The sequence below is a fragment of the Leptospira abararensis genome (assembly GCF_016918735.1).
Taxonomy (GTDB): Bacteria; Spirochaetota; Leptospiria; order Leptospirales; family Leptospiraceae; genus Leptospira_A; species Leptospira_A abararensis.
On record NZ_JAFFPR010000042.1, the window covers coordinates 42,415 to 60,525 of the forward strand.

16 protein-coding genes are annotated in these 18,111 nt (G+C 37.8%); 9 read left to right on the plus strand and 7 right to left on the minus strand.

Annotated features, from left to right (window positions below):
* Window positions 1–48 precede the first annotated feature (48 nt).
* From JWG40_RS12460 to JWG40_RS12475, 4 genes are read left to right on the plus strand one after another with little or no spacing between them, the layout of a single operon-like run.
* A complete protein-coding gene (locus JWG40_RS12460) occupies window positions 49–1,527 on the plus strand; it encodes a hypothetical protein (RefSeq protein WP_205286123.1) in 1,479 nt (492 codons plus the stop codon).
* Window positions 1,524–3,317 carry a hypothetical protein gene (locus tag JWG40_RS12465; RefSeq protein ID WP_205286124.1) on the plus strand — a complete coding sequence of 598 codons (1,794 nt, stop codon included), beginning with the start codon at window positions 1,524–1,526 and terminating at the stop codon, window positions 3,315–3,317. The genes JWG40_RS12460 and JWG40_RS12465 overlap by 4 nt, the downstream gene beginning before the upstream one ends.
* A gap of 12 nt (window positions 3,318–3,329) precedes the next feature.
* Window positions 3,330–4,226 carry a diguanylate cyclase DgcR gene (gene dgcR, locus JWG40_RS12470; RefSeq protein WP_205286125.1) on the plus strand — a complete coding sequence of 299 codons (897 nt, stop codon included), beginning with the start codon at window positions 3,330–3,332 and terminating at the stop codon, window positions 4,224–4,226.
* Window positions 4,227–4,235: 9 nt separating this feature from the next.
* Window positions 4,236–5,282, plus strand: a complete 1,047-nt coding sequence (locus JWG40_RS12475; RefSeq protein WP_205286126.1) for a serine/threonine protein kinase — start codon at window positions 4,236–4,238, stop codon at window positions 5,280–5,282.
* Window positions 5,283–5,287: 5 nt separating this feature from the next.
* Here the strand turns inward: JWG40_RS12475 and JWG40_RS12480 are convergent, their stop codons facing one another.
* Both JWG40_RS12480 and JWG40_RS12485 read right to left on the minus strand, forming a co-directional pair.
* On the minus strand, window positions 5,288–6,076 hold the full coding sequence (locus JWG40_RS12480) for a TrmH family RNA methyltransferase (protein ID WP_205286127.1): 789 nt from the start codon (window positions 6,074–6,076) through the stop codon (window positions 5,288–5,290).
* A 146-nt stretch (window positions 6,077–6,222) separates the two neighbouring features.
* Window positions 6,223–6,756 carry a dihydrofolate reductase family protein gene (locus tag JWG40_RS12485; protein ID WP_205286128.1) on the minus strand — a complete coding sequence of 178 codons (534 nt, stop codon included), beginning with the start codon at window positions 6,754–6,756 and terminating at the stop codon, window positions 6,223–6,225.
* 64 nt (window positions 6,757–6,820) lie between these two features.
* Between JWG40_RS12485 and JWG40_RS12490 the strand changes: the two genes are divergently transcribed.
* Entirely contained in the window at window positions 6,821–7,357 is a 537-nt protein-coding gene (locus JWG40_RS12490) for a TetR/AcrR family transcriptional regulator (RefSeq protein ID WP_205286129.1), read from the plus strand.
* A gap of 192 nt (window positions 7,358–7,549) precedes the next feature.
* The gene (locus JWG40_RS12495; RefSeq protein WP_205286149.1) at window positions 7,550–9,298 is read left to right on the plus strand and encodes a PAS domain-containing sensor histidine kinase; all 1,749 of its coding nucleotides are present in this window, start codon (window positions 7,550–7,552) and stop codon (window positions 9,296–9,298) included.
* Here the strand turns inward: JWG40_RS12495 and JWG40_RS12500 are convergent.
* The 4 genes from JWG40_RS12500 to JWG40_RS12515 all read right to left on the minus strand — a co-directional run bounded on the left by JWG40_RS12500 (window position 9,279) and on the right by JWG40_RS12515 (window position 13,555).
* A complete protein-coding gene (locus JWG40_RS12500; protein ID WP_205286130.1) occupies window positions 9,279–10,154 on the minus strand; it encodes an efflux RND transporter periplasmic adaptor subunit in 876 nt (291 codons plus the stop codon). The genes JWG40_RS12495 and JWG40_RS12500 overlap by 20 nt on opposite strands.
* Before the next feature lies 1 nt (window position 10,155).
* Complete coding sequence (locus tag JWG40_RS12505; protein WP_205286150.1) at window positions 10,156–12,456, minus strand: ABC transporter permease; 2,301 nt, start codon at window positions 12,454–12,456, stop codon at window positions 10,156–10,158.
* 44 nt (window positions 12,457–12,500) lie between these two features.
* On the minus strand, window positions 12,501–13,214 hold the full coding sequence (locus JWG40_RS12510; protein WP_205286131.1) for an ABC transporter ATP-binding protein: 714 nt from the start codon (window positions 13,212–13,214) through the stop codon (window positions 12,501–12,503).
* A 113-nt stretch (window positions 13,215–13,327) separates the two neighbouring features.
* The gene (locus JWG40_RS12515; protein ID WP_205286132.1) at window positions 13,328–13,555 is read right to left on the minus strand and encodes a DUF167 domain-containing protein; all 228 of its coding nucleotides are present in this window, start codon (window positions 13,553–13,555) and stop codon (window positions 13,328–13,330) included.
* A gap of 82 nt (window positions 13,556–13,637) precedes the next feature.
* Between JWG40_RS12515 and JWG40_RS12520 the strand changes: the two genes are divergently transcribed.
* Window positions 13,638–14,306: a hypothetical protein gene (locus JWG40_RS12520; RefSeq protein ID WP_205286133.1), complete on the plus strand. Its 669-nt coding sequence runs from the start codon at window positions 13,638–13,640 to the stop codon at window positions 14,304–14,306.
* A 328-nt stretch (window positions 14,307–14,634) separates the two neighbouring features.
* Window positions 14,635–16,722, plus strand: coding sequence for an ammonium transporter (gene amt, locus JWG40_RS12525; RefSeq protein WP_205286134.1), 2,088 nt, complete (start codon window positions 14,635–14,637; stop codon window positions 16,720–16,722).
* A 17-nt stretch (window positions 16,723–16,739) separates the two neighbouring features.
* Here the strand turns inward: amt and JWG40_RS12530 are convergent, their stop codons facing one another.
* Window positions 16,740–17,369: an MORN repeat-containing protein gene (locus JWG40_RS12530; RefSeq protein ID WP_205286135.1), complete on the minus strand. Its 630-nt coding sequence runs from the start codon at window positions 17,367–17,369 to the stop codon at window positions 16,740–16,742.
* Between the two features lie 109 nt (window positions 17,370–17,478).
* Here JWG40_RS12530 and JWG40_RS12535 point away from each other — a divergent pair, with 109 nt between their 5' ends.
* A complete protein-coding gene (locus tag JWG40_RS12535) occupies window positions 17,479–18,039 on the plus strand; it encodes a tetratricopeptide repeat protein (protein WP_205286136.1) in 561 nt (186 codons plus the stop codon).
* The last annotated feature ends 72 nt before the right edge of the window (window positions 18,040–18,111 follow it).

Consider the following 18,111-nt stretch of genomic DNA (forward strand, 5'->3'; position numbering starts at 1 on the left):
TTTTTTCTATTGCATATTTCGATTGTTTCTATAGGGTTCCCTCATCTTATGAAACTTGTTTCTATAAAGTTCTTTCTCCTGTTAGCCGTCACCTTATTTCTGCAATGTTCTGGTTCACAAAAAACTGATAAAATTTTTGGCGAGTCCGTGTTTACTTCTAACAAACCACAATCTTTTAAAAAAATTGCCCCTTTGACTGCCAATTCCCTTGGGTCGAGAAAGAACCTATTGGAACATGGATGGGCTGTTATTCCCTCTGGTAAAAAGAGTATGGATTTGGCTTACGAAAATGGCGAAATCAGCGCTCGCGTTGCAAAAGCAATGGTGCTTGTTCATATGAAAAAACGAAGTGCCGATTATCCGGGAAAGTTGGGGGAAACTATGACTTCCGTTCTTTCATGGACAGGACGAAGCATTCAGGATTCTTCCAGAAGAACAGAAGATATCTATGATGCCGGTTGGCAGTTGAGTAAAACCGAGTGGAAGGTTTCGAAAGATAGTTTTAAAGAAGCAGGTTCTCGATTTGTTTTAGGGTATATACAAATGGTTCCAAAAATGGAATCGGATAAACAATTGATGTACTCTGCCTTAGAAGAAATAGGAAGGGAACGCGGCAAAACTACGAACAAGTTGAATGATATCTTCGATTCAACTCTAAAGAAAAATTCCAAAAATATTGTGTCTGCTTGGAGTGATTCCTTTGCAAAAGCTTCCGATGAGTTTACAAAAAATTATGAAGAGTCGGGTGAAAGGGGAAATTCTCTCCTTGCCCTAGTTGATATTTTCCAAGGATATTCTGTTGCACTCAAAGAAGTGATGGTGGCCCCGATTGTCAAAACGGGTAAAAACACCGGAGAGATTTTAGTAGTCAATGGAGTTTATGTTCCTCTTTCTCAAACAATGAATTTTTCATCCAAAGCTTTGATTTCGACTGGAGTGGTTTTCTACTATTCAACTAATGCAGGTTATCGTGTGATTTCGCCTACCTTAGAAGCAGGTCTTTTTAGCTCTATAGGAATTTTATCGGCTTCATCAACTGTCCCAACTTATACCGGGGGAACTACACTTGCTGCATTCAACCAGGTAACGTCTGTCGCAGCGACTACGGCTGGTGGAACCATTGGAGCTGCTGGTGGAACGACTTATGATACAACAGCATATGCAACAGGAATGGTATACGATTTATCCAAAGGAACAGCAGAGGCCGGAGTATATGCGATGAGCTCCGGTATGATTTTAGGATATTCTGCACTTACAGTTCTTCCTTCGCAATTAGTTTTAACTGCAGTAGACGGGCCCATATTGATTGCCTATGATGGACCTCGTGTAGTGATTGCTGTTGTGAAAGGTAATTACGCTGGATTTGATGATGCACCTACAGGAACAGTCATCAATCTGGAAGAAGCAAAAAAAGCAGGAAAAGTTAAGATTTTAACAGATGATCCCAAGATCATAAAAAAAGTATTAGATGCTGAAATCGAAGAACAAACGAAACGTGCAAATGCCAAGGCGAATGAAAAAAAATGAAATCAAAGTTTTATAGAATTATATTATTTCTCTTATCCTATTCTGTATTTTTTTCTTATTGTTCTGGCTCAGATAAAAAGTCAGAAGATCCATTAAAGAATACCAAAAAATTAGCAATGGAAGGGCACAGCTCCCTTTATTACCAAGGAGCACTTCCTGTCAAAGGGACCAGTATCAAGTTTATTCCTCCCTTTCATGAATCTACTATATTTGTAATGGGAGAAAGGGTTGGATTTGCTGGCGATGAATTCTCTCGTTCTGTCTTAAAGGCAAGGGAATCTGTTGTGATTGTCAAAGATGGAACCAAAATGAGTTGGTCTGCTGCCGGTAAAGTAAGTGCTGGTGGGGAGGCTGCGGTTCAATATCTAAACGAAAATGCCACCAAACCAGGCTTATTTATTATGTACGCTTCTGTTGCAGAATCTTATGGGATGGTGGGATCTTCTTTGGACCGAGGAATGGATACACATAAAGCAGTTGTTGCAAACTCTGAGGCGATTCGTAAGGAATGGAATGAGTGGGCGGATATGCAATTGAATTATAAAGAGACAGTCGATAATTCACCCTCTACTAAAAAACGCTTCAATCAGTACAAAGAAAAATTCCAAAAGGTTTATGAGTCAACAGTCTATGGATATGTGGATTTAGATGATGCTCTTAAATCTACTTATGAAGATACTTACGATGATCTAAAGTCAGGAAGTTGGAAACGAAGATTTTCGGAGATCGAAGAGCTTCGTTCTTCTGTCTCTGAAAAAATATTTGGAAATTGGAAAGAAACTATTTTTACTTTTGGTAAAGACACTTCGCTGGAGTTAGGACGTGCGAAAGCAGATCTGGAATCCATCGCTGACGGAGAAGGGGTTCCTTTGGCTCTACTCAAAGCTTTTTCTAGAACCACCAAAGCATTGTTTTATGACGGTATTATCAAACCCATTGGGAAAATGACATTACTGTCTGTTGGGTATGTGACTTGGAATGGAATCATTTATCCGGCTGCTGTGGTTACTAATTCTGCAGGCACGGGTCTTTATTGTTTAGTGGAAACTTTTGCTTTAGCGGGAAAAGGAGTGGTGTATATCACAGCACCGAGTTTGGAGCTTGGATTAGGAGCTTTGTTGAACAGTACAGAGGTGGTTTTGAATGAGTCGGTTCACTCTATGGAAAAAAGTGCTAGGGTCACTTCTGCAGTTGCGAGAAAAACTTCTGCTTATTCTGCTAAAACTGCTGCGGTTGTCACAGAATCATCTGGTAAATATATTTTAGCTCCGATGAGTCTTGTCGGTGTTACTTCCGGACAAACAGTTCTAGGTGGTGGTCTTGCTGTATCAGGAACGCTCACGGGTGCCACTTTCGCTGGAGCTTCTGCGACAGCACAAACAGTCACATACACTTCCACAAAAGTAGCTGCAGGAACAGTGGGAGTGACGGGCACAGCGGCTTCTTTTGGTACGGGGGCTACTTATGGAGTATATCAATTAACAAAAGCAGTTGGTGTTCCTTCTGGTGTCATGATTGGTTCAGGGATTGTACTGAGTTATGAATTTGTATCTAATATGTCAGCACATTCGGTACTCGCGGTTGCTGATTGTACATACTTAGTGTTATCCCTTGAAGGTGGTAAGTGGGTGGTTTATGGAGTTAAAGATGGTTCAAAAAAAGCGTCTCGTCTCTTGACAGGATCTGTAGTTGATATGGACCAGATTCGTAAAGAAGGAGGAACTGTAGTAAAAGTTCCTTTAGAAGAGGGAGAAGTTGAAAAAATACTAGGTAAAAAAAAGAAAAAATGAAACCGTAGGAGAATGGAGAAAGAAGGAAAAAAAATTCTCATCATTGAAGATTCTGAATTACAAAGGAAACTTCTCAATCGATGGATTTCGAACCATGGGTATGTTCCCATCGAGGCAGTTTCCCTTTCTGATGCCAGAGCAATCATCAGTAAAGATCAAATCGATGTGGTTCTTCTTGATTGGGAGTTACCAGACGGATCTGGGATTGAATTAATTGCGGAAATATTCTCTTCCTCACCAGTGGGCTGGCTTCCTATCATTATGGTCACAGGACATACGGAACCTGAAAATCTTAAACACGCCATAGAGGCGGGTGCTACCGACTACATTACCAAACCCGCCAAAGAAATTGAGCTTCTAGCTAGAATCTTTAGTGCTTTAAGAATGAAATCTTTGCATGATCAATTGCGTGAAACTGCAATTCGAGATGTGATGACTGGATTATATAATCGTCGTTATATGGAAGAGCGGATTGATCAAGAGTTCCAAAGATGCAAAAGACACAAACACAATCTATCTTTGGCAATGATTGATATTGATTTCTTTAAAAAGGTAAATGATACGTATGGCCATGAAACTGGTGATATTGTTTTAAAACGAATCGCATCTGAATTAAAATCGTCTTTACGAAAATCAGATATCATTTCTCGATTTGGTGGTGAAGAGTTTGTGATTGTTTTTCCAGAAACGCCAGTGGCTGACACAGCGCGCGTTTTAGACAAAATAAGGGAGATGGTTTCCGGTATTGAATTACAATCGGAGGCGGGACAAACATTTAAAGTCTCTTTTAGTGGCGGGGTAGTTGGAGGAGACATCACTGGCATAGAAAATCCAATGGAACTGCTAAGGACTGCCGATAAACTTTTATATGAAGCAAAGGCGTCTGGTCGAAATCGGATTGTAAGTTAAATAATCAAATTGGATATCAATCATTCCTTTTACCAACTAACACCGGATACAATACTAAACGCTCTTGAATCTTTGGGATATGAAACTACTGGTCGTTTTTATCCATTAAATAGCGTCGAAAATCGAGTTTATGATGTAGAAACTACCAATGCAGGAAGAATCGTTGTAAAGTTCTATCGACCTGGAAAATGGACATATGATGAAATTCTAGAAGAACATCGGTTTTTACAAGAACTCAGTTTAGAAGAAATTCCTGTTCTAACTCCAATCATCATTGAGGGAAAAACTTTATTTGAGTGGTCGGGGATCTTTTTTGCCATTTGGCCACTTCGTAATGGTCGGATTGTTGAAGAGATTGCCGGTGGGGACTTGGAGAGAGTTGGTGCGTTACTGGGAAGGATCCATGCAGTAGGAAAAAAATCGAATTCAATTCACAGGCCAACATTGGACATTCCATCCTATGGATTAAGATCTTTAAATTTTATATTAGAAAAAAAACTGATACCAAATCAGACATTAGCCGAGCGTTATAAAACCACAGCTCATAGATCTTTTGAAATTTTCGAATCCTTAGCGAAAGAATACCAAATTCCATTCCAAAGAATTCATGGAGATTGTCACAAGGGAAACTTACTTGTTTCGCCGGATGGATATAGTATTTTGGACTTCGATGATTTTTTGGTAGGTCCAATTGTACAGGACTTTTGGATGTTACTTCCATTAGGTGAAGTTGACAGAAAAAATGATCTATTCCAGTTTTTGCAAGGTTATACAATGTTTGCAGAGTTTGATAAGAACTGGCTACAGCTGGTAGAGCCTCTCCGTATTATCAGATACATTCATTACGCTGCTTGGATTGCGAAACGTTGGGAAGACCCTTCTTTTCCTTCATTGTTCCCCCACTTCGGAACCGAAGAATATTGGTTAAAAGAAACCTTGGATTTGGAATCGGCAAAAAAAGACTTAGAGGATCAGTCGATAGACGGAATCACAAATCCGACGGATACAGAACCTGAAATGACAAATAAAGATTTTTTTTGGGATTGGGAAAATTGAGCAAATTAACCTAACAGATGTGATAAGGCGACTGCAAACGCATGAGACACATTTAAAGAATCAATTTGGTTTTTCATTGGTATATAGATTAATTGGTCTGACAAATTGAGAACTGTTGGTTCTATTCCCTCTGATTCATTACCAAGGACCAAGACAAATTGGTTTTGTTTGCTTATTTCATAAATAGACTTTGTTTTAGATGATAAACCCGTTCCTTCCCGCGGCAGACTAAGAGATAAAATTTTATATCCGGATGTTTTCAAAGAGATTAAAGTCTCTGTTAGGTTAGGAATGCGAATCAATTGGATTTGAAATAAAGAACCCATAGAAACTCTTACACTTCTTCGGAGATAGGGTGATGCTGATTTGGAATCAAAAAGAACAGCTTGAATTCCAAATGCTGCAGCCGTACGCAGAATAGAACCAATATTTTCACTATCAACGATAGAGTTTAAAAGGAGTATTGGGGATTTGATTTCTGATAAGTGATTCCATTTTTGGTAACCGACTGCCATAAACCCTTGGTGGACAGAAAAACCAATGGTTTCTTCAAATACGGATTTTTCGGCAACAAAACATTTGTTAGGGTCTGATAATTTGGATTGGATCAGTTCTTTATGTTTTTCCCAATACTTGGGCATACAGAAGACAGATTCTACTCTGAGATCAGAATTTAGGAGGCGGACCGCTGTTTTCTCATGGTCTGCAATGAACTTATCAGAAGGCGCTTCCTTCGTTTTGAGTAGTTGATAATCAGAGAGTCTCGGGTCTTTTGGGGAGAGGATGGTTTGCATTATGTCTCATAACCCCGGAAAAGCCCCCGCCCTGATTAGGGTGGTGGAGGCGGGCTTGTGGGGTTGTCCCAAAACCTCTAACACAAATCCACATTTCCTTCAATCAAAGATTGAATTTCCGGAAATATTCTTCTGATAAGTTCATGTTACCCGAGATGGTAATCTGATTGCACAAATCCATTTGAATAAGTCAAGGTTTTGATGTGTTTTAATTTTTGGTCCTTAGGTAAATAACCGAATAGAGGTAATCCAGATCCAAGTAAAACTGGAATTCTGGTAATTGTGATTTCATTTAACATTTGTTCCTTGATGAAGGATTGAATCAACTGCCCACCGTCCACATAAACTGTTTTGAATTGTTTTTTTTCTAAAATGTGAGTTAAGTTCTCGAGCTTTCCATTAAATATGGAAATGGGATTGGTTGATTCGAATTTGTAATCGGGATTTTTCGTTAATACATACACAGGAAGCGATCCATACGGATATGATTCAAAACTCAATACTGTTTCAAAAGTAATTCTACCCATCACAATACAGTCTATCCCTTTGATGAAGGAAGAATATCCCAGATCATTATTTTCCAATGCATATTCATCCGATGTAAGCCAGTCGATTGACCCATCAGATCTTGCTATAAAACCGTCTAAACTGCTTGCAATAAATGCTTTATATTGTATCATAAATAGCATAATCCTCTACGGTGTAGAATTGTATACTCTACACCGTAGAGGTGTCCGGTTAAAAATGAAACAAAAAATTATACATACCGCTTTGAAAATTTGTGAAAAAGATGGCTATGAGTCATTTAGTATGCGAAAATTAGCTACAAAATTGGCACTAGATCCAATGGCCATTTACCACTATTTTGAAAACAAAGACGCTCTGACCATGGCAATGGTAGAACAAATTTTTCAACGGTTCGAAAAAGAGATTTCAATCACTGATAAAAATCCTAAATCGAATTTAAAAAGAATTTTAGTTGAGTATTGGAAATTATTTATAGAATACCCGGGGATGTCTCTTTATTTGATTAAAAATTCTTATGATAGTTTTCCATCTGTCATTTCTCTAAACCAAACCCTTCAAACTTTACTAGAAAAAATTTATCCTGCGGCAGACGATAAAAAAATGCTCAACATTCTTATTGATTTTATTCATGGGAATGCTCTTAGTTCTTTGTCTCTTGGCAAAGAAAAAATAAAAGAGATAACAATCCGCTCGAACCAAAGGGAATTGGAATTTTCATTGTCCTATATTTTGGATTTGTTCTCAAAACCTTAACCAGCCGCCTAATAATAGTTTTAGGAACCTTACTTCTCCCTTTATTAGTAAATTTCATTAACTAATACCTATTTGTAGTTGATTAAATTACGCGGGAAAAAACTATTTATTTAGGGTTTCGGAAATTCCCCAATTAAAATGAACATCGACCCACGAACAGTTGTATTTATTAACATAATTGGATGTCTATTGATGTCGGGGGGGCTTTGGTTTGCTGCTCGAGGTTATTTCCAAAAACTTCGGTTTGTAAAAGATTGGTCGATTGCCACTCTGTTACAGGCCTTCGGATGGATTGTAATGGGGGCCCTAAGAGGAGTTATACCCGATTGGGTTTCTATTGGTGCAGGTAATTCGATCATTTTACTCTCGTTGGTATATTCTAATAATGTCATACTTTCGATGTTTGATAGAAAGCCAATGTGGAAGTCTGGAATTTTTTCTGTAATTCTAGTATTTGTATTACTGGTTTTTCATCACTTTTCTGATTTTGCACCTAAATATCGCATCTCTTTAATTTCTTTTGCTGCGGGTTTACAGCTTACATTATCCTCTCAGGCAATTTTGGCTGCGAACAGAAAGTCGCGTTTGTCTAGTCGGTTTACTGCGTTTTTCTATTTGTCCTGCGGAATCTTTTTATTTCTTCGCTCCCTTTATTATACTTTTGCTGATGTTTCTGTTTCGCAAATTGCGTTTGGAAAAGGGCCCATTCAAGATATTACCTATCTGTTTTTTTACATAACTTCGGTAATGATGACATTTGGCTTTCTTATGATGTGTATTGACATTTTTATTAAAGGAAAAGAAGAAAGCGAACAAAAGTATCGATTACTTGCTGAAAATACTACAGATGTTATATGGGTGTTAAATTTTGAAGAACAAAAATACCTTTATGTCAGCCCATCCATTTTTAATATCACTGGGTTTAGAGCTGAAGAAGTAATCCACCATAAATTAAAGGACTCACTTACGCCGAAATCCTTAAAATATATAATGGAAGTTTTGCCGGTACGGATACGGGAATTTAAAGAAACCGGTGAAAGAAAACCTTTTAGCGATGAAGTGGAACAATACTGTAAGGATGGCTCCACAATTTGGATTGAAGCAAATACGGTATTTCAGTGGAATCCGGATGGTTCTATTAATATACTGGGAGTATCCAGAAATATTGATCAAAGAAAAAAAGCAGAAATTGAAAAAGATAATTTCTATTCCGAATTACAGTTGTTAAATCATACAAAAGATAAATTTTTTTCAATTATTGCACATGATTTGAAAGGCCCAATAGGTGGAATGAATACTTTTGCTGGTATGATTTTAGAAGACCTGGATACAAGGCCCTTGAAACGGACAAAAAATGATTTGAGTATTCTCTTTCAATCTTCGGGTGAAGTTTATGTTTTGTTAGAAAATCTTTTGACATGGGCAAGGTCTCAAACTGGTGAAATAGCATTTTTTCCAGAAGATATTTCTATTTATCGTTCTATTGAATCCTCTATTGCATCTGCTTCCTTCTCGATCCAAAACAAATCAATCACAATGAAGAATTGTGTAGATCCTAACTCAATGGTTTATGCTGACGAAAAGATGGTAGATACTATCTTTAGAAATTTTATTTCGAATGCTATCAAGTATTCTCACCCAGGTGACGAAATTCAAATTTCTTCTGAATCCATTGGTGATGATATACAGATTTGCATTACTGATTTTGGTATAGGCATCACAGAAGAAATTAGGAATAAGTTATTTCGGATTGATGCCAAACAAACAAGTATGCCTGGTACCCTTGGAGAAAGGGGTACGGCGCTTGGTTTAATTTTATGCAAAGAATTTATCGAAAAACATGGAGGAAGTATTCGTGTAGAAAGTGAATTAGGTAAGGGCTCGCAGTTTTATTTTACCTTACCTAAAAAATCCAGTGTAGCTATTCGGGTACCACTTTAGTTCCATCCACAACAGTATCACCTGGATATAGTATCACAGATTCTCCAATGGTAAGTCCACTTTTAATCATACTAATACCTTCGCTTTGATGTTCTACTTCAACAAATCGTAGTTTTGCTCTTTTCTTTTCAACGGTAAACACTGCCCACTTCTCATCTTCACGAAACAAAGCCGAGGTGGGTATTACTGTAGCATTTGGTTTTTCAAATAAGATAATTTTACATTCCAATTCATAACCATCTCCGATATCAGGAGGAGGGTTGAATTCAATATAAATCGGTACACGTTGTTCTTCAACACCTAAGGAGGAAATTTTTGTGATAGCCGAAGGTTCGATGATCGAGACTTCGCCTTCTAAAGTATTTTCTCCAAAGCCAGTGAGAAGGACTTTGTCTTTGAGATCTAAATCAGGCATATCTTCCGATAAAATAAAAGCGGATACATCAATTTTTGTAATATCACCATAATCTAAAATACGTTCCCCCATGGCCACTGGACCCGCACTTTCACGGTATACTTTTAGAATTTGACCATTGGCACTTGCCTTCACTGTTTTCACTATATCCCAATCAATAGTCAGAAGAGTCATACCTTTAGTGACTTTGTTTCCTGCGTGCAATTCTACTCGGCGCATTACACCATTTACCGGGGAGTATGCAGTATAAAGTTCTTTGATTTTTGTTTTTCCTTGTACAGAAAGTATTTGTCTGTAAACACTTTGAGTTACAGCGGATACTTCAACAGGTTTTGGATCCTTCTTTAAAATTAGAAAAGAAAATCCTAAAAACAAAATTACAGCGATTGTTATTTTTGCGTTTTTGGTTTTTAGTAGTTCTAAAAATCTTTCTTTCGTCATGTTATTCTCTCACCTTGAGTACACTTAATAAATCCATTGTTTTTAATTTTCGATAAACGATGATAAAACTGATGGCGGCAGTGGTTAGTGCCAGAAGTATTGAATAGTAATAAGTGGATGGAAAAATAACAGCGGGGACTTTGAATCCTTCTGTTTCGTTACTATTTAATATTAGGTTTGCTACCTTATTTCCAAAAAAACATCCAATGGGAATTGCAACAATTATTTGCCATGTTAGTTCCCAAGCAATAATTTCAAATACTTCTTTTAAACTAAACCCCAATATCCTCAAACTTCCCAATTCATAAATACGTTCAGATAAAGTGATCATCGCCGTATTATAGATTACCCCAATAGAAATGATAATTGTAAATATTAAAATGACGATGGAAGTTGATTGGAGAGATCTTTGCATCATTTCCTTAAAAGCAGTAAGAATTGCTGTTTTTGAGAATAAACCAATCACAAGTGGGTTGTCTTTAAATTCTTCGATTAAATTTTTATCTTCTAGAGGATCGGTTTTTAATAAGGCTAAGTTAATTAAACTTCCTTCGTCCAACATTCGATTTAGATTGTTTCTATTGATGAATACGCCCTGTCCCAAAATTTCGTTGGCAAAAGCAGTAACAGTGACAGGGATTTTTCTTTTTTCCCCGTCAAGAGTTTCGATTACTATGGTTTCTCCTTTTTGGATCCCCATTTTGTTTGCAAGGTCAGTATTCATCATGATCCCATAAACGGGAATATCAATTGGATGTAAATCATGGTTTAAGATTCTTCTTAGATCGGAGCCATCCGAAATTCCTGTTAAGATACTATCCTTTGTTTTTCTATGTTTAGTAATTTTAATCGGAATCGATCTTTGTCCTTCTGCGATAAAAACACCTTTTTTTTCTTTAAGACTTAACAATACAGAATCTTCCACTGGAATTCTGAAAACTAAAGTAAGAGTTTCTCTTTGAATTGTATTGAATTGTAAATCTAACAAAGTACCTACAGTATCTTGAATGAAGTTTCCAATAATCATAATCATAATGGATGTAGATAAACCCAAAATCGTAAGTATTGTTCTTGTCGGGCGTTTAAAAAGATTTCTTAGGACCATCCTTTGTATAGTTCTAAGATTTGTAATCCATGCTTCCCAAAACGAAATTGTAAATGTTCCAGGTGGAGCAGGACGCATGGCTTGTGCTGGATCTAGCTGGATGATACTTCGTAAAGAGATGATCGTTCCAATCCCACCAATAAGCATTCCAAAGCTAACACTAAATAAAGCGAGTAGGGGTGGGAAAATTGGAATCAGCTCAGGGAATTTATAAAATCTTCCATACAACCCTGTCATTGCGTTGCCTAAAAAATATCCAACAATTACACCAAGGATACTGCTTATTGCAGTGATAAAAGTAATGAGCTTCAAATAATGCAAAACAATATCTCTGGAAGTATAACCAAGCGCTCGTAAGGTCGCAATTTGTTCTCGTTCCTTAGAAATCAATCGATTAGAGATGATGTGCAAAAGAAAAGCAGCGATTGCTAAAAAAATTCCAGGTAAAAATACCGCAGTAGTCCGAAGTTGCCTAAATTCATCACTCAAAAAAGAATCCGAAGGCAATAGTTTTCTTTCTTTTGCCCCTAAGCCACCAAACTCATCTAACAAACCATCTAAATCACGCATTGTGCGTAATCTATCCTCTCCGTCTGTGGCAAAATGAAAGATAATTTGATTGAAGGCACCTTCAAAGTTGAAGTTCGCTTCCATAGCTTCTCGTTTCATCCAGATGATGCCATAGTGTTTATCGTCTGGCATTGGATTTCCTGGCCTGAATACATAAACAAACTCTGGTGACAAACCAACACCTGTTACTTGTAGGAATACACGTTTACCACCAATAATTGAGGATAGAACAGACCCCGGTTCTAATCGATTGGCGTTGGCAAAATTTTCACTAATGATTACATCTTGGTTTTGTTTTGGCAAAAATCCTTTTTTTAAATACAGAGTATTCGTATGTTCTGGTAAAGAGATCAACTGGGCAGCAGAAGGATACACTTCACCAGGGAAATCTAAAACAATTTCTTTTGAGATTCTTGTTTCAAAGTCAGAGATGCCTGGAAGTGCGGCTATTTTTGATTCAAGAAAAGAAGGAGCCCGGTTTAAATAGACGAATCCTTCGCATAGATTTTGTTTGCTGTAAAAATTGGATTGGGCATCCATTAACGAAAAGTAAGCAGCCCAAGAGGCTGAAAAATAACTGATCCCTGCAGCGATCACAAGGCCCACAGTCAAACCCTGCATAGTCATCGACTTTAAGTCTCTCAGTAATTTTAAGTTTAACGTTCTGCCAATCACCAACTCACCTCGGATACAGGTTTTTTGTGATGATTCGCAGAGTCGGAAACGATAGTTCCATCCTTAACAAGGATTATACGATCGGCGATTTGGGCAATGGACTCGTTATGTGTGATCACAACCGTTGTTGTTCCCAGATCTTTGTTAATCCCGGTGATGGCTTCCAAAACAATCCTTCCCGTTTTAAAATCAAGGGCTCCTGTAGGTTCATCACAAAGAAGTAATTCTGGTCTTTTGGCTATAGCTCTTGCAATGGCAACTCTTTGTTGTTCCCCGCCAGAAAGTTGCGCTGGGAAATGATTTTTTCGATCCGCGAGTTTTACTAAAGTCAATGCTTCAAGAGGGGACATGGAGTGGTCGGAAAGATCCGTTACCAAACGAACATTTTCTTCTGCAGTGAGACTTGGGATTAAGTTATAAAATTGAAAAACAAAACCAACGTGATTTCTTCTGTAGCGAGTTAATCCTTCATCGTTTTCCAGGGCCAACGTTTTTCCATGGAATAATACTTCCCCGGTGGTGGCTGTGTCTAGTCCGCCCAAAATATTGAGAAGAGTAGATTTCCCTGAGCCCGACGCACCTAACATCACTGTTAGTTCTCCCTCATTAAATTTCAGATTCACTGAATGGAGTGCAACAAGTGGCACTTCACCCACTTGGTAGGTTTTCCCAAGATTTTTTGTTTCCAGAAGGGCATTGGGTTTCTTCATTATCAAAGTACCATGAGTGCAAAAAGAACTCTTAATTTTACAAATCTATTATTTTGATTGGAATCTGTGAACTTAAAATTCAGTGAATTTAAGTCTGATTGGGTTGATGTTTCTCAAGTCCTAGGAAGGACTGAAATCAACTTTGCTTTGGAAGAAAGTCCAGAGAGAATCGTAATATTGTTTTTAGGGACGCGAAAGTGTTTGGAAAGTAAGGTGATGAGTTCTTCGTTTGCCTTTCCATCCACTGGTGGAGATTTTAAGCGAGCAATACATTCTGTTTCTGATATAAATTCTAATCCTGGCTGTTTATTATTTGGTTTTACCTTTACAGTTAATTTCATAAATTTGTAGTATTGAGTTCCTTGATTCAAAATCCGATTAGTTCTAATAATCGCAAGGAATATACCAAAAGAAATAACAACGATGAAGTCTTCTAAGTTTTCCCAATCTTTTGCCACTTATTTTTTTCTTTTTCTAATGGTTGTATTTACTGCGACCTTGTCCACTCTTCTTGTATTCAATGCTATGGAAGATTGGGAATACCGCCGTTTCTTCTGCGATGAATCTTATCGCAATACCAAAGACTCTCACCTTATTTCTGGTATTATCTCTTCTAATAACTTACCAGATCCAGAATCTGGTTTTGTTGTTTATAATGTTGAATATGAAACTAAACGCAATCACTGGAATTTATATCAAGTATCCGTTGGAAGTTTCTTCTTAGTGTTGAACGATAAAACAGAATTGTTGGTTTATCATGAATCTGGACTTGCCAATCATAACTTTGAGAACGAAGAAAGAACATATAAAAAAAAACATAAACCTTCTGAACCCCAACTCCGATTGTTAGGAGTCAAAAAAGGTGATACAATTACAATTGTGTATGATAAAGCACAATCCATAACCAATAAAAATGGAATCCAAGCTAGTGCTGTGTATGCCGGCTCCACTTCAGATCTTTGTGTGGAAGAATCTTTCAATGCTCTCACCGCCCTTGGTGGTGGTTTCGCATTTGCCCTGATCTCCCTCGGACTCAGTTTTATTCTTTGGAATCAATGGAGTCGTTTGCGAAGAAAAACTAAACTTAAGTAATTCACTTTTTATTTTTACTGGGGCGCCTCGGATCTGTTTGGTGATCAAACTTATTTAGAGGCACGATCCCGCTCTCCGCTCCAATCTTTCTCTAACGCGAAAGGATTTCCGCTACGATCGGTGGCGCAGGGAATAAATTACAAGCAAGTTGCCTATATAATGAACAATTTTTTCAAATTGAATGCGAGTCGTTCGTTCTTTAAAATGATTGTTAGGTGAAAATGCTTAGAATTCGACTTGCTGATCTAAAATAAGCTGAAATGATCTTTTAAAATCAGGACTATTTAGGTGAAATCACCTAAATGGAATTAGATTTTGAGGGTAGGGGATGTCGGTTCAAAAAAATCTATTAGATATTTTATGGGTACTCGTTTGTTCGGGGCTTGTGTTAATGATGCAGGGTGGGTTTTTAGTTTTAGAGTCTGGTTTGACTCGGGCCAAAAATTCGATCAACGTAGCGATTAAGAACATCGCCGATTTTGGAGTAGCCACATTATTATTCTATTTGTTTGGATTTGGAATCATGTTTGGTTCCTCGTTTTATGGACTTATCGGAACAGATTTATTTTTACCTGGGTTTCCTAAAGACAATGCTTGGCCTCCCACTTTCTTTTTGTTTCAATTGATGTTTTGCGGAACTGCATCTACCATTGTTTCCGGTGCCGTCGCAGAACGTTTAAAATTTCCCTCTTATCTTTTGGCAACAGCTCTGATCTCTGGGATTATTTATCCGATTGTCGGGCATTGGGTTTGGGGCGGAACTTTTATTGAGTCCTCTCGAGGTTGGTTAGAACAATTGGGATTTCATGATTTCGCCGGTTCCACACAAGTACATAGTGTCGGTGGTTGGGTATCCTTAGCACTTCTTTTGGTTGTTGGGCCAAGGCTCGGTAGATTTAAAGAAGGGGAACCTTCAAAATCAGTCACAGGCAGTAATCTCCCATTGGCTATGTTAGGCGGGATCATTCTTTGGTTCGGTTGGATGGGTTTTAACGGAGGAAGTACTTTAGCATTTAATGGATCCGTTCCCATTGTCATTTTAAACACTATCATTGCCTCCGGTTTTTCCATGATGGTTGCATTATTTTTAACTTGGTTTGTGAAAGGATACCCAGAGGCAATATCACCATTGAACGGATCTTTGGCGGGTCTTGTTGCCATTACTGCTAGTGCGAATTGTGTGGAACCGGCACAAGCTGCCGTCATTGGTATGATTGCGGGAGGACTCACTATCCCTGCAGAGAAATTACTCGAAAGATGGAAGATTGATGATGCTGTGGGCGCTGTCCCTGTGCATTTAGTCGGTGGTCTTTGGGGGACTTTGGCGGTAGGGATTTTTGGAGACATTGATAGCTTAGGAGCAACGAGTGGGAGAGGGGACTTTATCCTCATTCAACTTTTAGGTGTCGTTGTTGTTGGTCTTTTTGCTTTTGGGGTATCTTACATTATTTTCAAAGGAATCAATAGAATCTACCACCTCCGCGTTGATGAAACAGAAGAGCGGATGGGTTTAAATATTTCGGAACACAAAGCAACAACAGAACTTATTGATTTGTTTTTATCAATGGACTATCAACACAAAACGGGCGATTTAACTCTCGATGTACCTGTGGAACCTTTTACGGAAGTGGGACAGATTGCAGAAAGATATAATTTGGTTTTAGGAAAGGTTCGTTCTACTTTAAAGGAAAATGAAGATTCGAGAGTTGAAATTGCCAACGCATACGAAAAAGTAAGAAATGAACAGGAAAGGGCAGAGAAACTATTGTTAAATGTTCTACCCAAAGCAATCGCCGAAGAATTAAAAGAAAAACAAGGGTTAATTGCTAATAGTTACCCCGAAGTTTCGGTTCTGTTTGCAGATATCGTTGGTTTTACACAAATTTCTTCTGGAATGAAACCCGAAGCTGTGGTTCGCATCTTAAATGAAATTTTTTCTTACTTTGATGTGTTAGCTGAAAAGTATAGATTAGAAAAAATTAAAACCATTGGGGATGCTTATATGGCGGTGGCTGGACTACCTGCACCTGATCAGTATCATTCATTACTCGCAGCCCATATGGCTTGGGATATGAAATCTTTACTTTCTCGGTTAAAACTTGGGAAAAGTGGAACAAAACTAAGTATGCGGATTGGGATCAACACAGGTCCTGTGGTTGCCGGTGTGATAGGAACAAAAAAATTTATTTATGATATTTGGGGAGATGCAGTCAATCTTGCCTCCCGGATGGAGTCACATGGCCTGCCCAATGAAATTCAAATTACCGAATCGACTGCAAAACTAATTCAGTCCGATTTTGCATTGGAAGCAAGGGGTGAAATCGAAGTGAAGGGGAAAGGTAAAATTAGAACCTTTCTTGTCAAACAGAGGATACGTGAGCCAGAAGTGAGTCTGCCATACTTTCAATTTGCGTAGAAAGGATAGCAGAAGTTTTATCCTTGAAAGAGGTCACTTTTCCAGTTGCCGGATTTAATAATTTCACCTGATGGGGAAAGCAAGGTTCCTTTGCCTTCCCTTTTCCCATTCTTCCAGTTTCCAATATAACGAGACTGATCATCGTAAATATAAATTCCTTCTCCGTTGATCACAATTCCCCGCTCGTATTCACCGATAAGAGTTATTTTGTTCGGCAGAGTTAATGTACATTTTCCTTGAGGTTCGCCATCAACAAAGAAACCGGATATTCTGGTACCGTCAGACCAAACATAATACCCTTCCCCGTGTTTTACATTCCTTCTAAAATTTCCTTCAAAAAAGGCACCGTTCGGATAAAATATCTTTCCTTTGCCGTTCTTTTCCCCTCTATGCCAGTAACCCTCATATTTTTCTCCACTGATGTGTTTTAGGATGCCAAAATCATGAAACCTATGATTTAAGAAACCACCTGCGTAGTAGGTTCCATCTTTTAATTCTAAAACGCCAAAACCAGTATCACAATCGCCTGATGTGCATTTGGCTCGGTAGTAAGTGACATAAATAAAAACTAAAACAAAAGTTAGAAGGATTGCTGATGTAGCGAAAATTAGGTGTCTTTTCTTGAGGGAAAGCAGAAAGCGTTTCATTTTCTGTTAGGTTCCAATTATATTCCCCACTGTCAAATAAAATTAAAGATTAGTACTTTCGCAATACGATGATTAGATTAGTTTGACCAAAATGGAAATGGTAAAGTATTTGAAAGTTATAACACTTGTTCTTGTTTCTTTGATCGTGTTGTCATTCACTAGTGTGTGCGCACAAAGCGAGGAAGGTAAATTGAAAGATGCATCTGAGGCAGCAAAACTAAACTCTGATGGTATTGGATTACTCCAACGGAGTGAAGTATTGGATGCGAGAAAAAAATTCGAATCCGCACATGATAAAGATCCATTATCTCCGGAGTATCCAAATAATATCGGTTTTACTTATCTATTGTTAAAAGATGAGGAAAAAGCAGAGTTGTTTTTTAAAAAATCACTGGAAATTGATCCAGATTTTTTTAGAGCACATTATAACCTGGGAGTTTTATACCAGAAAAAAGACAATGTTGCAAAAGCATTAGAATATTATAAGACGGCAACTGTAAATAACCCTGATTTCCCTGAAGCACGGTATAATCTTGCTTTAATGTATATGCGAAAGGGTGATAAAAAGAAGGCGATCGAATCCTTTGAAATTTTTATTAAAATTGCATCTCCCGAAATGAAACAACCGGTTCAAGATGCAAAAATTAGAATTTCAGAGCTGAGTAAATGAAATCAAAGTTTCATATTTTTCTTATATTATGTTTAGCAATTCAATACTCTTGTAAAGGCAACAAGAGTATTG

Excerpts from the sequence above, each read along its gene's own strand:
- JWG40_RS12520 (WP_205286133.1), top strand. The coding sequence starts at position 13,638 with ATGAAGTCTTCTAAGTTTTCCCAATCTTTTGCCACTTATTTTTTTCTT.
- JWG40_RS12485 (WP_205286128.1), bottom strand. The coding sequence starts at position 6,756 with ATGATACAATATAAAGCATTTATTGCAAGCAGTTTAGACGGTTTTATA.
- JWG40_RS12490 (WP_205286129.1), top strand. The coding sequence starts at position 6,821 with ATGAAACAAAAAATTATACATACCGCTTTGAAAATTTGTGAAAAAGAT.
- dgcR (WP_205286125.1), top strand. The coding sequence starts at position 3,330 with ATGGAGAAAGAAGGAAAAAAAATTCTCATCATTGAAGATTCTGAATTA.
- JWG40_RS12480 (WP_205286127.1), bottom strand. The coding sequence starts at position 6,076 with ATGCAAACCATCCTCTCCCCAAAAGACCCGAGACTCTCTGATTATCAA.
- JWG40_RS12460 (WP_205286123.1), top strand. The coding sequence starts at position 49 with ATGAAACTTGTTTCTATAAAGTTCTTTCTCCTGTTAGCCGTCACCTTA.
- JWG40_RS12495 (WP_205286149.1), top strand. The coding sequence starts at position 7,550 with ATGTCGGGGGGGCTTTGGTTTGCTGCTCGAGGTTATTTCCAAAAACTT.
- JWG40_RS12530 (WP_205286135.1), bottom strand. The coding sequence starts at position 17,369 with ATGAAACGCTTTCTGCTTTCCCTCAAGAAAAGACACCTAATTTTCGCT.
- amt (WP_205286134.1), top strand. The coding sequence starts at position 14,635 with ATGTCGGTTCAAAAAAATCTATTAGATATTTTATGGGTACTCGTTTGT.
- JWG40_RS12505 (WP_205286150.1), bottom strand. The coding sequence starts at position 12,456 with ATGACTATGCAGGGTTTGACTGTGGGCCTTGTGATCGCTGCAGGGATC.
- JWG40_RS12515 (WP_205286132.1), bottom strand. The coding sequence starts at position 13,555 with ATGAAATTAACTGTAAAGGTAAAACCAAATAATAAACAGCCAGGATTA.
- JWG40_RS12510 (WP_205286131.1), bottom strand. The coding sequence starts at position 13,214 with ATGAAGAAACCCAATGCCCTTCTGGAAACAAAAAATCTTGGGAAAACC.
- JWG40_RS12500 (WP_205286130.1), bottom strand. The coding sequence starts at position 10,154 with ATGACGAAAGAAAGATTTTTAGAACTACTAAAAACCAAAAACGCAAAA.
- JWG40_RS12465 (WP_205286124.1), top strand. The coding sequence starts at position 1,524 with ATGAAATCAAAGTTTTATAGAATTATATTATTTCTCTTATCCTATTCT.